We start from the raw sequence: 16,426 nt of genomic DNA, 5'->3' as shown, positions 1-16,426 counted from the left end.
AAGTGAAACCGCGTTCAGGATTGTGAGGCACGAACTAAAGTCTAGCGCTGGGCAATAGCGGGCAGGAAAGCTGTCGGACCCGTTTCACGCGGAGGCATGCAGATTTCGTCGGTAGGCATGCGCAGCTATCGCGGGCGCACAGCAACCGGAACGCTGAATTGCGATGCCGTCGCGTCGGCTCAGCGCGCTTGCAGCAGCGATGGATCGAGCGGCGCGAGCCGGGCCGGATCGAATGGCGAGATGTCGACGTTGCGCGTCGCACCCTCCGCGATCAGTTGCGCCATGACCTCGCCCGTGGCGGGCGCATTCAGGATGCCCCATACATTGTGCCCCGTCGCAACATACAGACCTTCACTTCGCGGCACCTTGCCGATCAGCGGCAGGCCGTCCTGTGTCACCGGCCGGAAGCAGGCTTGTTGCGCAATGATCCTCTCGGAGCGGAACAGCGGCGACAGCCGCTCGGACATGGTTTGCAGGCGCGCGATCGCGTCCTTGTCCGGCGTCACGGCCGCCGGATCGAGCGGAAGCGGCGCGATGTCGGAGAGAGCGGTGATATGCGTGCTGCCGTCGGCGCGAGGAAAGACCTCGATCGACACGGCACTGCCATTCTCTTCATACTCCAGGAACAGCGCATCGGCCGGCGCATCCGTGCCGGTGTCGTACACGATGCTCGGGCTGCGCTGGCCGTAGACGGCGGGCAGGCTCATCCATTGCGCCGCGAGCAGCGACCATGGTCCCATCGCGATCACGACGGCGTCCGCCTCGACGATGCCGCCGTCGACCTCGACGCCCGTCGCGGTGGTGCCGTTCGCATCGCGCATGATGCCGGTCACCTGGCCGGGACGAAACTCGGCGCCTTCCGCGAGCGCCGCGTTCATCACGGCTGCGGTGAATTTTTTGGGGTGAACGATCGCGGCGGTCTCCATCGTGCCGATGCGCTGGGCGATGATGACGCCGTTGCTGAGCCAGCCGAGCGCGGACGGTGCATCCCGGCGCGGGTGGCCATCGGCGGCAACGAAGCCGCTATAAGCGGTCATCGGGTGATAGCCCCAATCGCCTGCGATCTGTTCCGGCAGCTGCGCATGGATCGCAAAGCTCCGTCGCGCCAGCGCATCGAGCGGCGAGCCCTCGCACCAGTCGCGCGCGAGGAAGCCGCCCGCCTTGCCTGACGCCGCGGCCGCGACGCCCGCCCGCTCCACGACGACGATTTCGATGCCACGGCGGCGGAGAAACCAGGCGATGCAGGCGCCGATCACGCCGCCGCCGCAGATCACAACGCGCATGAATGCTCCCTTACACAATGAAATCCTTCGCATGGAGATCCGCGGTATGGATTCCCGCCAGCGTAATCGTATCGGTCGCCGTCAGGTGGATCACCGCGTTTCCTGTGCTGTCATCGCTGATCAGGCTTTTCAGCGCCGCCCAGTCTGCGAAGCCGTAATCGTGCAAATTGATCAAATCATGCTCTCGCGCCGTGCTGCCGACAGCCTTGTTGCCCTGGTCGAAATCGTTGATCACGTCCAGGCCCGAATTTTTGTCGAAGACGAATCTGTCGTCGTTCGGTCCGCCCCAGAGCTGGTCATTTCCGCCACCGCCATTCAACATGTCCTTGCCGCCGGTGATCGAGCCGGCTGTGAACGGAGCGTAGGTCTGTGCGTCGCCATACAGGAAATCGTCGCGGCTGCTGCCGAGGAGGATATCATCTCCGCCATGCGCATTGCCTGACATGTTCGAGGCGTCTCCGACGAGCACGATGGACGTGGAGTCCGGGTTGCCGTCGACGGTCGCGATCAGGATATCGTTGCCGCCACGGGTATCGTCGCTCATGTAGCCGGCGTCTCCGACCAGAGACGCGCCGCCGGATCGGGCTGGGGCACCGACGGTGTAGATGAGCATGTCGTTGCCGCCGTGCGCATCGCCGCTCATGGAGACGAGGGCATCGCCGGAGATTGAAGCGCCGCCGTAACTGCCGCCCTGGGTCACGCTGAGGATATCATTGCCGCCACGCGCGTGATCGCTCATGGAACTGCCGGAATCTCCGCCGAACGTGCCGGACGATCTGTTTCCCATCGATGCAATGACGACGTCATTGCCGCCCCCCGTGTCGGCTGACATGGCGGTTTCGGCATCGCCAAAAATGCCGAGAGACGCGTAGATCGATGTCGATGCATCGACATGAAGTACATCGTTGCCGCCATGGGCGTCGCCGGACATCGCCTGCGCATCGCCGTCCAGGAACACGTAGTCCCCGAAGCCTGTGACGGTCGCGGCGAGATGGTCGCCTCCTCCGTGAGAATGTCCTTGGAGGGTCTGGTCGTCGCCAACGAATATCAGGACCGCGTTGCCACCGTCGACGGTCGCGATCATCTTGTCGCTGCCGCCGCGGCCTCCGTTCGGAAGGCCCGGGTCTCCGAACTCCGTCACGAATTGCTGGTTCCCCACGCTGACGATGATGGTGTCGTTCGGCATACGGCGCATCGCGCAACTCCCGGTTCAAGTCGGGCGCGAGAACGAAGAGCATCATGCCTTTGCACCGCGCTGCGGCCTTGCCGCGCGATTCAATCTTCGTTGGATTAATGGCGGAGATTTGCCCGCGGCGTAATTTGATTGCGATCAGGGAACCGCGGGCGCCGGCGATCCACGCCGACGCCCGTGCTTGCGATCTTGCGCGCGGGCTCAGCCCGGTCCGGCGCCTTGCGTGGCCGTGTACACCGCATAGAGCGATTGGCTCGCCGCCATGAACAGGCGATTGCGCTTGGGGCCGCCGAAGCAGACGTTGCCGCACACTTCGGGCAACCGGATGCGGCCGAGCAGCTTGCCCTCCGGCGACCACGTCGTCACGCCGCTGTAGCCGACGGCGCGGCCGGCATTGCTGGAGGCCCAGACATTGCCGTTGACGTCGCAGCGCACGCCGTCCGGTCCGCACTTCACACCGTCAATCACGCACTCGCTGAACCGCTTGTGGTTGGTGAGCTTGTTGTCGGCGCCGACGTCGAACACGAATATTTCGCCCTTGCCGCCGGGGCCGGTGTCGCCGGGTCCCTTGCCAGTCGAGACGACGTAGAGCTTCTTGAAGTCCGGCGAGAAGCACAGCCCGTTGGGATCGGGCACCTGCTCCTCGGTGACGACGAGATCGACACGGCCGCTAGGGTCGATGCGATAGCAATTGGTCGGAAGCTCGCGCTTGCCCGGTGCGAAGCCGGCCGGCTGTCCAATCCGAGGATTGAGCTTGCCGCCGGAATTGCTCGGACCGCCCACGGCATCGGGCTCACCTTCGTAGAGCTGGCCGCCATAGGGCGGATCGGTGAACCAGTAGCTGCCGTCAGGATGCGCGACGACGTCGTTCGGCGAGTTCAGCTTCTTGCCGTTGTAATTGTCGCAAAGCACGGTCGCGGTGCCGTCATGTTCATAACGCGTCACCCGCCGGGTCAAATGTTCGCAGGAAAGTTGACGGCCCTGGAAATCGAACGAGTTGCCGTTGGAATTGTTGGACGGCGAGCGGAACACGCTGACGCGACCGTCGTCTTCGCTCCAGCGCATCTGCCTGTTGTTGGGAATGTCGCTCCATAGCAGATAGCGGCCCTGTGCACTCCACGCCGGGCCTTCAGCCCACAGCAAACCCGTATAGAGACGCTTGATCGCAGTGTTGGGCTGCGCGAGATCGTTGAAGGACGGATCGACTGTGACGACATCGGGGTCCCAGAAATAGGTGGTCGGCGCGCCGTTGGGACCGAAATCGCGTGGCGGGGTGGTAATCGTCGTCGGCGGTGCGGCTGGTCCGGTCTGGGCCAGCGCGGAGCCGGCGCCGGCAAAAGTGGCGGCGCCGAGCGCAAACCCCTGAACGAGCGTTCGTCGTGAAAGCGCAGCATCCTGGTCACGCTGCTTTTGGCGTGTCATCGCGTCCTCCCGGTCATGTTCGGCTAGCCGGTTGATCCGGCCGAGCAGGGCAAGGTTAGTCCGGTCCGATGACGGTTGCGAGGGGGAGGTACGCATCCTCAGCGAGATCGGGGCGGCAAAGCGCTGCAACGTCGAACATGGAAACGACAAATTCATCAGGCGTGACGGGGTTTACCGGAGCTGTCTTCGGGACATTGCCAAGCAGGGGAATGTCAAGCCTTGACCTCCTGCGCGATGCTGGCAGAACGTCATTCGGGGCGTAAGTCGGAGTTTACTGTGGTCGCTGTCGTCGTACTGGTTTTGCTGCTCGGGATTGCATTTGCGGCCGGCTATTTCACCCGCGACTACGTCTCCCGAAAAAGACGAGCCGAGGCGCGCCGCTGGCGTGAGTACAGCGAGCCGGATTGGCTCAGTGCCAACGCACCAGCCAACACCAACGATATCGCGATCGCTGGCACGGCTACGCCGGTTGCCACCAGCGAGCTCGGTCAGATGCTGAACCGCTGGGAGAGCAGGGCTCGCGCTCGCCGCTCGGCATAGCTTGACCGCCTTGCCGGCGTTCGGTCGGCCAAACAATTGGCACCGGTCACGCATCCGGCGCTGCGATCATGTCAGCCCTTCTGTCCATCTTTTGGCGTTGCGGTTGCTGCCATTTCTCGTCTAGAAACGACGCATCGAGCCTCCCGGCAACCAACCGTCAACGGTTTTGACCGAGGATTTGAGGGCTCAAAGGGTCCGGTAATGCTGATTCGCGGCCAAATCGATGGGATTTCGGGGGAGGTGGCTCTTGCCGCCGCCGCGATCCCGGCCGCGCTGCTGCCTACCCTCCTGATTGGCGGGCTTCTTCTTACTTGCCCCTGAGGGCCGGCTGGGCGCCATGCGCCTGGGCGCTCAGGGGTTGGTCGAGATCACCGGACACCTCAAGCGCCCAGAAGACTGACGGCGCAAAAAGCTCAAAAGGAAATTCAAATGGCCCCCGTGAACAAGTCCGATAAGGACCGCGTCATCATTTTCGACACCACCCTGCGCGACGGCGAGCAGTGCCCCGGCGCCACCATGACCTTCGAGGAGAAGCTCGAGGTCGCCGAGATGCTGGACGATATGGGCGTCGACGTCATCGAGGCCGGCTTCCCCATTACCTCGGAAGGCGACTTCCAGGCGGTCAGCGAGATCGCCCGCCGCTCCAAGAACGCCGTCATCGCCGGTCTGTCGCGTGCCCATCCGGCCGACATCGACCGCTGCGCAGAAGCGGTGAAATTCGCCAAGCGTGGCCGCGTCCACACCGTGATCGCGACGTCGCCGCTGCATATGCGGGTGAAGCTGAACAAGACCCCGGAGCAGGTGCTCGAGACCTCGGTGGCCATGGTCGCGCGCGCCCGCAACCAGATCGACGACGTCGAATGGTCGGCCGAAGACGGCACCCGCAGCGAGATGGACTATCTGTGCCGCATCGTCGAAGCCGTCATCAAGGCTGGCGCCACCACGGTGAACATTCCTGATACCGTCGGTTACACCACGCCCGACGAATACACCCACTTCATGAAGACGCTGATCGAGCGCGTGCCGAACTCGGACAAGGCGGTGTTCTCCGTGCACTGCCATAACGACCTCGGCATGGCGGTGGCGAACTCGCTGGCAGGCGTCATTGGCGGCGCGCGCCAGGTCGAGTGCACCATCAACGGCATCGGCGAGCGTGCCGGCAACGCCGCGCTGGAAGAGATCGTGATGGCGATCAACGTGCGCAACGACAAATTCCCTTTCTGGAATAAGATCGACACGACGCAGCTGACCCGCGCCTCGAAGGTGGTGTCGGCGGCGACCTCGTTCCCGGTGCAGTACAACAAGGCCATCGTCGGCCGCAACGCGTTCGCGCATGAGAGCGGCATCCATCAGGATGGCGTGCTGAAGGACGCTTCCACTTACGAGATCATGCGGCCCGAGATGGTCGGCCTCAAGCAGTCCTCGCTGGTGCTGGGCAAGCATTCCGGCCGCCACGCCTTCGTGCACAAGCTGGAGGAGATGGGCTACAAGCTCGGTCCGAACCAGCTGGAAGATGCGTTCACGCGGATGAAGGCGCTGGCCGACCGCAAGAAGGACATCTACGACGAGGACATCGAGGCGCTGGTCGACGAGGAGATGGCGGCTTCGCACGACCGCATCAAGCTGACCTCGCTGACCGTGATCGCCGGTACCCATGGCCCGCAGCGCGCGACGATGAAGCTCGATGTCGACGGCCAGATCAAGATCGAGGAGGCCGAAGGCAACGGGCCGGTCGATGCCGTGTTCAACTGCATCAAGCGCCTGGTGCCGCACGAAGCCAAGCTCGAGCTGTACCAGGTCCACGCCGTGACCCAAGGCACCGACGCGCAGGCCGAAGTCTCGGTGCGGCTGTCGCACGAGGGACGCGCGATGACCGCGCGCGCGGCGGATCCGGATACGCTGGTGGCCTCAGCAAAGGCCTATCTCGGCGCGCTCAACAAGATCGTCATGAAACGCCAGCGCGACACCGTAACGACCGCGGCGGCGAGCTGAGGTGGCTACTACCGCCTCTTCCGGAAGCGGGAGAGGCGGTGCTTGCGGCGTTCACCATGAATGGCTGCCCTGCTAACGACCAATAGCAGCTGGTGATGTCGACCTGTATTGATGCTGACGGCATAGGCCACCCGCGCGCCCGGTGGCCCAAATAACAACAGGGAGAGATTATGCGCACCTTCGCGATCGCTGCGTCCATCGCGGTCCTGGCACTTGGCTTGACCGGGCCGGCATCGGCCCAGTCGCCCATCATCATCAAGTTCAGCCACGTGGTGGCCACCGACACGCCGAAGGGCAAGGCGTCGGAGAAATTCAAGGAGCTCGCCGATAAGTACACCGGCGGCAAGGTCAAGGTCGAGATCTACCCGAACTCGACGCTTTACAAGGACAAGGAAGAACTCGAGGCGCTCCAGCTCGGCAGCGTGCAGATGCTGGCGCCGTCCAATTCCAAGTTCGGCCCGCTCGGCATCCGCGAGTTCGAGGTATTCGATCTCCCCTACATCCTGCCTGATCTGAAGACGCTGCGGAAGGTGACGGAAGGTCCGCTCGGTGCCAGGCTGCTCAAGCTGCTCGAACCGAAGGGCATCACCGGCCTCGCCTATTGGGACAACGGCTTCAAGCAGATGAGCGCCAACAAGAAGCTGGTGACGCCGGCCGACTATCAGGGCGTCAAGTTCCGCATCCAGTCCTCGCGCGTGCTCCAGGCCCAGTTCAAGGCGCTCGGCTCGCTGCCGCAGGTGATGGCGTTCGGCGAAGTCTACCAGGCGCTGCAGACCGGCGTCGTCGACGGGCAGGAGAACACCTGGTCGAACATCTATACCCAGAAGATGCACGAGGTGCAGAAGTACATCACCGAGAGCAACCACGGCTACATCGGCTACGTCGTGATCGTGAACAAGAAGTTCTGGGACGATTTGCCGGCCGACATCCGCGACCAGCTGACGAAGGCGATGAAGGAAGCGACCGACTTCAACAATACGCAGTCGCAGAAGGAGAACGAGGACGCGCTCGCCGAGATCAGGAAGAGCGGCAAGAGCGAGATCATCAAGCTCACGCCGGAGCAGGACGAGGCGATGCGCAAGGCCATGGAGCCGGTCTACAAGGACGCCGCAGGCCGCGTCGGCCAGCCGCTGATCGACGAGTTCCAGAAGGAAGCGAAGAGCACGACGAACTGATTTGAACGGAGGTTGAAAGGGGCTTCCGTGCCTGGCGCGGAAGCCCCTTTTGTTGCGAATGATTCCGATTGCGACTGAACTAAAATTCAGGAGCGTTACATCTTGGAAAGGACTCGCTCCCTGTCCAAGTTGTAAGTTGCGCGTAAGCCGCGCTGCGCTCATCCTCACGACATCCTTCCAGAGGAGAGTTCGCATGAGGAAATTCACCATCGCCGCCATCGCCGTGCTCAGCATCGCCGGCTCGGGCGCGGTCTATGCCCAGTATCATCGCCCGTGGATGCACGAGCACATGCGCCACATCCGCATGAACCCGGAAGACCGCGCCGCCATGGTCGACGCGCGGATCGCTGCCGTCCATGCCGGGCTGAAGCTCAACGCCGACCAGGAAAAGCTGTGGCCGCCGGTCGAGGCCGCCGTGCGCGACTTCGCCAAGCTGCGCATCGACCGCGCCAATGCGCGGATGAATGCCGGAGCCGGCGATGCCGGCAAGGACGCTAACAAGGACGCCGTCAGGCCGGAGGATCCGGTCGCCCGCCTGCGTCAGCGCGCCGAGGACACGGGGGCAACGTCGGCGGCCCTGAAGAAGATCGCCGATGCCGCCGATCCGCTCTACAAGACCCTCGACGAGGGCCAGAAGCGGCGCCTCGCCGTGCTGACCCGTCACCGCGGCCCGTTCGGCGGCGGCGAAGACGGCCCGCGCCGCCACTTCATGGAGCGTGGCATGGACCGCATGATGGAGCGCGGCATGGACCACTTCCACCGCGACCGTTTCGACCGCGACGATGGCCCGGACCGGGACCGCGAGGGCCGGCTCTGAGCCTACAAGGGTTGCCGCGATCAACCCTGGCGAAGCCGCTGGAATCCAGCGGCTTTTCGCTTTTTTGGGGGATGTGGGCACGCCCTTGGCGTACCCTTGGCGTACCCTTGGCATACCCTTGGAAAACTTACGTGCCATCGCTTGCCAGACCCGGATCGCTTTGCTAAACGACCGGCCTCGCAAGGCTTTAACCGCCTTTCGGGCGCATAGCTCAGTTGGTAGAGCAGCTGACTCTTAATCAGCGGGTCCCAGGTTCGAGCCCTGGTGCGCCCACCATATAATTCAAACACTTTGCGGGCTGAGCAAACGGCAAAACCAGCGCCGTTTACACCACCGTTTACAGTTTTGTTCTCGCTTCGAGCTTCATCACCGCAGCTTCAGCGAGCTGAATGTCGCGACCGAGGTAGTGCGCATCGAGAATGGCCTCGACGTCTTTCAACGAATGACCTGTGACGGCTGCGATCTGTGGCACGCTGGCGCCTGCGATTGCGAGGCGCACCACTGCCGTGCCGCGCAGGTCGTGAAAGGTCAGTTCACCCATACCGGCGCGCTCACATGCCCTTCCCCAGGACGTGCGAAAGCCGTCCGACGTCCATGGCCGACCGAGCGTGTTGGTCAGGATCAGGGGGCCTCGGCGCTCGGTGATATCGAGAAGGGTTCGCAAAGGCGCGCCGGCTGGCATCGCGACGCGCCGCCCGCCTTTAGACTGGCGCAGGCGAATGTAGGGGTTCTCGTAGGCGGACCAGGGCAGTCGCAGCAAGTCGCCTTGGCGCTGGCCACTCCACAACGCCAGGACTAAGGCGGGCTGGATCTCGCTAAAGGCGATCGCAAGAACCGCTGCGATGTCCTGCTCGGTCCAAATCTTGTCTCTGCGGTCTGCTACGTAGAGGCGGCCCCCGCGCTCGCATGGGTTGGTCGCGATGATGCCGCGGTCTTTTGCGAACGACATGATCCGCGCCAACGTGGTCCAGGCGTAGTCCGCCTTACGTGGTGTCTCGGCGAACAGGTCGCGCCAGGCCTTGAACTCACCACGCACTCGACGATCGGCCAGAGCTGCCACCGGCAGGTCGCCGAATTCATCTTCGATCAGCTTAATGTAGGCGAGGTACGCACGACGGGTCGATGCCGCTAGTCCGGTGAACTCTGGTGCGGCCTTGTACTGCGCAACGATCGTCATGAAGGTGCCGGCGCGGGGCTGCCGAAGGCTCGCATGCGCATCGTGATACTCTCGAACGAAGTCTGGCGCACCGGGCTGCGCATGGATGGCGGGGCCCCCACGCCATGCGTAGCAATGTACTTTCGTCTCGCCATTTGCGAGCCGTCTCTTGACCTTATGAATTCCTTTCAGAACGACGCGCACGGTTCATCCTCCATTCGTCCAAGGCCGCACCCTCTGTCTCGCAGTTTTTGGCGTCGCCTACGCCGCTCAGGGTCTGTCGCTCGGCACGGATATGCTGGGCCCATTTCCTCTGCGAGGAACTGGAGCCTTACTTTGGCTACGACAACACCACTAGGGCGACCGATAGGAAGGTTTTCTTCTTCACCCTAGTCGACATCAACTGTGCGAGGTCGCTGAACGAACGCAAGGTCGATCTGAAGCCGATAGCGTGCAAGCTGCAGCGGGGGCTAGCCGACTGCATCGGCCGCCAGGATCGTCGTCAGCCGTCGATTTGGCCGCTCTATCGCCAAATCTCCCTCCTGGCTCGGTCGGACCCAGTCTACGCATTTAGCTCCAGGTGCCAAGGGATTCGGTGATGAGGGGGAGCTGTTCGGTATGTGGGCTTCTGGTCCCTTAACGAGGCATGCATTGATTGCCCGCTTATGGCCCGTTAGCGAAGTACCGGCACATCTCGACTAGGTCCGCTTAATGAGGCATGGCGGACCAGATTTGCTTAGGTTGAGTTCTTCGCACTTTGACCCCTAACAGACATCGCGCCCAGCGGCGTTCACTTTTCGCCTGGGCCACTGTGTTACATTGGGCAAGACGTCCGGCGCTTCGGTCGACAGATGTGCCTTCGCAAGCCTCTCCAATGTGCTATTCTCATCGTATAAGCCATAGGTATACCATGGCAGGTATTGCAGAGTGGCTAGCATCGATCGGTTTGGGCGAGTACGCCGAGCGATTCCGCGAAAACGCCATCGACCTCTCGGTCGTTCGCGATCTCACGGAGCAGGATTTAAAGGATTTGGGCGTCCTGCTTGGGCATCGCCGCAAGATGCTGCGCGCGATCGTAGAACTTCAGAGAGAGGTCCTGCGAACGCCTCAAGCGGGCGCTAAGCCGGCCTCGACGGATCACGCCGGCCGGCGTCAGCTTACAATCATGTTTTGCGATTTGGTCGGCTCGTCGGCACTTGCGGCCCGCCTTGATCTGGAGGACCTGCGGGCCGTAATGGGCACCTATCACCGCTGCATCGCGGAGGTTGTTGCCAGGAATGAAGGGGTTATCGCGCGGTACATGGGAGATGGCGTGCTCGCCTATTTCGGTTATCCCCAGGCCCACGAGGATGATGCCGAACAAGCGACACGCGCCGGGCTGGCGCTGGTCGATGCCGTAGCTAGCCTCCGGACAGAACCCGCCACCGAGCTGCAGGTTCGCGTTGGCATCGCTACCGGTATGGTGGTCGTGGGCGATTTGACCGGCGAAGGTTCAGCTCAAGAGCAGACGGTCATTGGCGAGACGCCAAACTTGGCTGCGCGCCTGCAGACCTTCGCCAATCCCGGTACCGTGCTGATTTCCGAAAGTACGCACCGGCTCACTGATGGGCATTTCGAGTTCCGCAATCTCGGCCCTGTCGCGCTTAAAGGATGGGCCGAGCCAATGCCAGCCTGGCAGGTACTGGGAACAACCGAAGTGGAAAGCCGCTTCGAGGCACAGCACAAATCTCGATTGGCGCCGCCAATCGGGCGTGACGAGGAAATCGAGATGCTCTTGCGTCGCTGGCAGCACGCCAGGCGTAGCGAAGGTTGCGCGGTGATGCTCACCGGAGAGCCCGGTATCGGCAAGTCGCACATTGCGCTGGCGCTTGAGGAGCGGCTCCAAGGCGAACCGCATATAACGGTGCGCCAGTTCTGCTCGGCGCACCACACCAACAGTGCGCTGTATCCTTTCACCCGCCAGCTCGAACGCGCTGCCCGGTTCGAGCGGGGCGACCCGCCCGCAGAGAAGTTCGCTAAGCTCGAGGCTCTGCTCGTGCGGGCTGATGCCGACCGCGTGTTGCTACCTCTGGCCAACCTTCTGTCCCTTCCACCGAGTAACCGCTACCGTATGCCAGAGCTGAGCCCGCAGAAGCGCAAGGAGCTAACGTTAGCGGCGTTTTTGTCCCAGCTAACTGGCTTGGCCGCAAGACAGCCGGTGTTCGTCATTGTAGAGGATGTCCATTGGGCAGATCCGACGTCGCTGGAGCTGCTCACGATGACCTTGGAACACCTACCCCGGCTTCGGGGGCTGCTGCTCATCACGGCGAGGCCAGAGTTCACTCCGCCGTGGCCAGGTCATGCGCATGTGACGACGATCTCGCTCACGCGGCTGAACCGACGCAACGGGGCGGCGTTAATCGAGCGCGTCACCGCTGGCAAGACGCTCCCGGAAGAGGTAATGGACCAGATCCTCGCCCGCACCGATGGCGTGCCCCTATTCGTGGAGGAACTGACCAAGACGGTGCTCGAAACCGGGCTATTAAATGAACAGGACGATCACTACGTCCTCAACCGTCCTCTCCCCCCGATGGCGATTCCAACGAGTTTGCACGCATCGCTGATGGCAAGGCTCGATCGATTGGCTCCAGTGAGGGAGGTGGCTCAGATCGGCGCTGTGGTGGGTCGCGAGTTCTCCTACGAACTGCTGAGCACCGTAGCCGGGTTGTCAAAAGAGAGACTTGAGGAGGCGCTTGCTCAGTTGGTTCGCTCGGAGTTGATATTCTGCCGGGGCGAGATACCGCAGGCAATCTATACCTTCAAGCACGCGCTTGTGCGGGACGCTGCCTACTCGGGACTCCTGAAGAGCCGACGCGCAGCGCTGCATGCTGCGATCGCGGGTGCCTTCGAGCAACGGTTCCCGGACCTTGTGGAGACTCAACCCGAAACTCTTGCGCATCATCTGACAGAGGCCGGCCTGTTTCAAAAGGCGGAGGCATATTGGCTGCAGGCAGGCAAGAAGGCCGCCATGCGCTCGGCCAACCTTGAAGCCATCGCACACTTGCAGCGGGGTATCGAGGCCTCGGGCCATCTGCCAGAAGGCGCCGGAAAGGATAAGCTGGAACTTGCCTTCCACTTCGCCCTTGGGCCCTGCCTGATCGCTACGCAAGGGCCAGCCTCGAACAAGGCGATGGCAACCTTTGCCCGCGCGCGCGAGCTGTGCGAGCGCCTGGGAGACCCTCCCGAGCAACTCCAGGTGATGTTCTGGTTGACCACTGCGAGCGTAATGCGCGGTGAGTTGCCGGTCGCCGAGGAAACGATCGCGGCCCTGCTCCAGCTCGCCGAAGCGCGCGACGATCTACCGGCGTTGCTCAACGCGATGCGCGGGCAGGCAATGATCCGCCTCTTCATGGGACAGCTTACCGGTGCCCATGAAGCGATTGGACGCGCCTATGAAGCGTTCGAGGCGAGCAGCGAGGACGACAGGCTGGCGGCGCGTTCGGCCGGCCAGGATGCCGGCGTGGCGGACCTGGCGCTGATGTCGTGGGCGCTCTGGCTGCTCGGCCAGCCCGATACGGCAATTGTGCGAATGGACGCTGCCATTCGGCGCGCAGACGCTATAAGTCATCCGCATTCCCAGGCGTATGCCTGTTACTACGCATGCATTCTTCACGCGCTTCGCGGCGAGTTCCTGGTCGCGCAAGGTCATGCCGAACGTTGCATCGCCCTTTCCGAGGAACATGGATTCCGGCAATGGCGCCTGGCGCGCGCCCTTCGGGGCATATGCGTGGCTTCGCTCGATCCTTCACCCAGCGCACTGGGGGAGATCGGTGCCGTCTTGGACGGATATCGCAGCGCCGGTTATCAGCTGGCCATCACCGCGCTCGACGTGTTGTTGTGTCCGCCATTGTTAAATAGTCACGACTACGAGGCCGCGCTGGAGTTGATCGAGCACGGCCTAGCTACAGCTAACCGTAACAGCGAACGAATCCTAGAAGCCGAACTGTATCGTCTAAAGGCACGGGTGCTGGTCGCCCGCGGTGGACCGGCCGTGGAAGCCGAGGCGCAGGCGCTGCTCGACCGGGCATTGAGCACGGGAAGAAGTCAACACGCCAGGACGCTTGAGCTCCGCGCCGCAACGGACCAAGCTGCTCTGTGGATCCATCAGGGCAGACGCGAGGAAGCGCTCAATTTTCTCGCGCCGATTTATGCCAGCTTCACCGAAGGGTTCGAGACGCATGATCTAAAGGTGGCAAAGGTGCTTCTCGATGGGCTACGGTGATCAAGCCGGGACAACGCTTGCGCAGATTTAAATCGCAACGCGATCTGCTTACTTGGGCTTGGCACCACTAGCCGCCCTCTTTAGAGCCGCATAAGTACGATCTCGCAGCTCTAACCAATTCGGGTCGTCCTGTGGATTCTCGTTTATGAAAATGGGCTTGAGCAGCTTGTCGTCTTTACTATTCGCCTTAATCTCGTTTTCCGCTTTGTTAAATGCATCGATTGCTTGTTTAGCGGCGGCGTATCCTAGCGTTATCGAATTTTCGAGATTGCTGTGGTTCCACTTGAAATTGATGTGCCCCGGCACGTGAATCTCGACGACTACGCCTCTCCAAGGCGTTTTCCCGTTCCTCCTGTCCACGGCTGGTTTGTCGAGCATCCCGCACTCGACCGCTTTCTCGAGTATTCCGGCTTCGGCTGCTCTGTCGAGTGTGTGCGCCTCTTTGACGTGATATTTGAAAAGCTTGACGTCATCCTCACCGACCGTTGCCGCAAACAGTTGGCAGAGATTTGCTAGTGCATCGTGAAGATTTTTCGGAACGCGGATTTGCTTCGCATCGACGATCCGGCTCACCCAGATTTCATCCAAATCAGGGTGCTCCTCGAGCAAGCTATCGAAGTTCACAGTATCGACTAACGCCCCTTCGCAATATGTAACTTGGTCGATCTCAACCGTCCCTTCGACGAAGGGAAGAGACGAACACGCACACAGGCTGCGTGAGTCGATAGCTCCCCTGTACTGCTTTTTCTCGTCCTCCTTCATCCGACGATTGGAAAACAACGCCAGCTTCTGTTCGTCGAGATTCCAGGCGTTGTGATAGATGTGTGGCATACCGTCCTTTTTCAGCTCGTCGAAGTTTATGCTCTTCATAAACTCGCTATCCGGATAGTTGATCCTGGATAGGCCGTTGACCTTGGACAAGTACACCAGGGAGGTGAGGTATCGGACAAGTGGATTAGGTGCGAGCACCTTATTGAGTATCCAGTTGTTGATGTCTCCTTCGCGCCATTCCTTGAAGGGTTGTTCACCACGAGGCAGACGATTGAACCAAGCGGACATGTTGCCCTGGATCTGTTCCATCATTTTGTACGGTTGCCATCGGAAATCACTGTAACTTTTGGGATCGGTGACGAAGTCCTGGAAGGCCTTGATGTTGGCGTTCCAATCCGTCCCGAATACGGTGTTTATGGGGAAACGCTCATAGCCTTCATCGTCCCGAAACACGCCGTCCCTGAAGAATTCATAGGTCAGCTCGGCTCTGCTTTTGTTTTCTTTTTTGATTTTTTCTTCATCGAATTGATTGTAGACGATGCCAACCCAGGCGCCGATGCAGGACAACGCCCACACATCAGACTTATCGTCGAACGTCTTGCCGTCCTCAGCAAGTGCTTTCAGAACCCCGATGTGTAGCCCTGCTGCCGGTCCGCCGCCGCCGAGCGTAATCGCTCTCTTCACCATTGGTTCCTCCCATCTATTTTATCGTGTGGCTTATTCTCCGATCGAGTTTCCGAATTGCGTGAAGAGGAAGAGATTAATCGTTTTTGGGATCATTGGAAAGCGCGGTTGAGGTGGATATTCGACGCTTTCTTGGACCTTCGCATCGAACTAGCGCACATACGCTAGGAGCGCGAGGACTTGGTATCGTGCGATTACGTTTGACCCTCTCGTACAGGTGTGAACCAGTTCGCGTTAGATATTAATCGCTGACGGTAGTAGGAGTAGCTGTAGTCCATTTCGTGACTTCCGGTAATGGCGCGTCAGCGAACTCGCTGAGCGCTTCGTTGAGGTCCGCTCTGTACGGCAAGGCGGACCAGATTTGCTCCGGTTGAGTTCTTCGCATTTTGACCCGAAGTCGTCCTTGGACGGAGCATGCGCTGACCTCCATGGAGAGCGCACCTACGATCGATAAAATCCACTCTCTAAGAGAGACGTGCCTTTGCGACCAAAAAACAATCCTACACATCGTCGCGGGCGTTTTGATGGCCCGGCAAATGACGCCCGAGTACCGAACGAACGTAGGTTACAGTCGCCGCGCAGTGAGATCGCCCGCGGCTATGTCGAAGATGTTGGCAAACTGTGAGGTAGTTTATATCCCTGCATTCTTGGCCCACCCTAATGTGGCAGAGGCTTCTTACTTTAAAGGAGGCATCCAATGCTCGCCGCAATCAAATGGAACTCCCGATATAGCGCTCGCGAATGGGTGATGATGGCTGGGGTGCTCGTCGTCCAACTCCGCACACTGAATGCAAACCGACAGAAGGGTGAAAGCAAGCCAAAGCGGCCACTCTGGAAACACTTCGACGACACTCATCATTGGGACTCAACCGCGGAGGAATGGGTCCCCGACAAGATCAGTGATAGTGCAACGCATTATGCGTCCCGCAGGCCGAGTTCCGAGACTCCCTCTCACTAGTGGGCCTATCGAGCGGTGCGGTCGCGCACAAGTAGCTGGATCGGGATGTGCGTGCCTCTGGCCGCTTGATAGCGATCCAGCAATTGCTTGGGCCGTTTGCCGGCCGCTTTGGTAAACAATCTGGATAACAAGGCCATCGCGCGCGTCGAGCAAGACACTTTCATCTGTCACATGC

At 61.1% G+C, this 16,426-nt stretch carries 10 protein-coding genes and 1 tRNA gene; 6 read left to right on the top strand and 5 right to left on the bottom strand.

All coding sequences use genetic code 11. The annotated features are described in order from the left end of the window. Positions 1–179: 179 nt before the first annotated feature. The 3 genes from IVB13_RS24770 to IVB13_RS24760 all read right to left on the bottom strand — a co-directional run bounded on the left by IVB13_RS24770 (position 180) and on the right by IVB13_RS24760 (position 3,897). Positions 180–1,283: an FAD-dependent oxidoreductase gene (locus tag IVB13_RS24770; protein WP_247490795.1), complete on the bottom strand. Its 1,104-nt coding sequence runs from the start codon at positions 1,281–1,283 to the stop codon at positions 180–182. A 10-nt stretch (positions 1,284–1,293) separates the two neighbouring features. Then, positions 1,294–2,478: a hypothetical protein gene (locus tag IVB13_RS24765; protein WP_247294795.1), complete on the bottom strand. Its 1,185-nt coding sequence runs from the start codon at positions 2,476–2,478 to the stop codon at positions 1,294–1,296. Between the two features lie 198 nt (positions 2,479–2,676). Beyond that, positions 2,677–3,897, bottom strand: coding sequence for an SMP-30/gluconolactonase/LRE family protein (locus tag IVB13_RS24760; RefSeq protein WP_018457497.1), 1,221 nt, complete (start codon positions 3,895–3,897; stop codon positions 2,677–2,679). Positions 3,898–4,173: 276 nt separating this feature from the next. Here IVB13_RS24760 and IVB13_RS24755 point away from each other — a divergent pair, with 276 nt between their 5' ends. From IVB13_RS24755 to IVB13_RS24735, 5 genes are all read left to right on the top strand, one after another. After that, the gene (locus IVB13_RS24755) at positions 4,174–4,437 is read left to right on the top strand and encodes a hypothetical protein (protein ID WP_018457498.1); all 264 of its coding nucleotides are present in this window, start codon (positions 4,174–4,176) and stop codon (positions 4,435–4,437) included. A 429-nt stretch (positions 4,438–4,866) separates the two neighbouring features. After that, positions 4,867–6,429, top strand: coding sequence for a 2-isopropylmalate synthase (locus IVB13_RS24750; RefSeq protein ID WP_018457500.1), 1,563 nt, complete (start codon positions 4,867–4,869; stop codon positions 6,427–6,429). Positions 6,430–6,599: 170 nt separating this feature from the next. After that, the gene (locus IVB13_RS24745) at positions 6,600–7,604 is read left to right on the top strand and encodes a TRAP transporter substrate-binding protein (protein WP_018457501.1); all 1,005 of its coding nucleotides are present in this window, start codon (positions 6,600–6,602) and stop codon (positions 7,602–7,604) included. A gap of 193 nt (positions 7,605–7,797) precedes the next feature. Further along, on the top strand, positions 7,798–8,421 hold the full coding sequence (locus IVB13_RS24740; protein ID WP_247490792.1) for a Spy/CpxP family protein refolding chaperone: 624 nt from the start codon (positions 7,798–7,800) through the stop codon (positions 8,419–8,421). 200 nt (positions 8,422–8,621) lie between these two features. Next, a tRNA-Lys gene (locus IVB13_RS24735) sits at positions 8,622–8,697 on the top strand. A gap of 61 nt (positions 8,698–8,758) precedes the next feature. Here the strand turns inward: IVB13_RS24735 and IVB13_RS24730 are convergent. Beyond that, positions 8,759–9,781: a tyrosine-type recombinase/integrase gene (locus IVB13_RS24730; RefSeq protein ID WP_247490789.1), complete on the bottom strand. Its 1,023-nt coding sequence runs from the start codon at positions 9,779–9,781 to the stop codon at positions 8,759–8,761. A 706-nt stretch (positions 9,782–10,487) separates the two neighbouring features. On the opposite strand from IVB13_RS24730, the gene IVB13_RS24725 reads away from it, so the two are divergent. Further along, positions 10,488–13,838 carry an adenylate/guanylate cyclase domain-containing protein gene (locus IVB13_RS24725; RefSeq protein ID WP_247294791.1) on the top strand — a complete coding sequence of 1,117 codons (3,351 nt, stop codon included), beginning with the start codon at positions 10,488–10,490 and terminating at the stop codon, positions 13,836–13,838. Between the two features lie 48 nt (positions 13,839–13,886). Here the strand turns inward: IVB13_RS24725 and IVB13_RS24720 are convergent, their stop codons facing one another. Beyond that, positions 13,887–15,296, bottom strand: coding sequence for a patatin-like phospholipase family protein (locus IVB13_RS24720; protein WP_247490787.1), 1,410 nt, complete (start codon positions 15,294–15,296; stop codon positions 13,887–13,889). Positions 15,297–16,426 lie beyond the last annotated feature (1,130 nt).

This window comes from Bradyrhizobium sp. 17 (genome assembly GCF_023073515.1).
GTDB lineage: Bacteria > Pseudomonadota > Alphaproteobacteria > Rhizobiales > Xanthobacteraceae > Bradyrhizobium > Bradyrhizobium canariense_D.
This window is presented reverse-complemented; position numbering and strand designations above follow the sequence as displayed.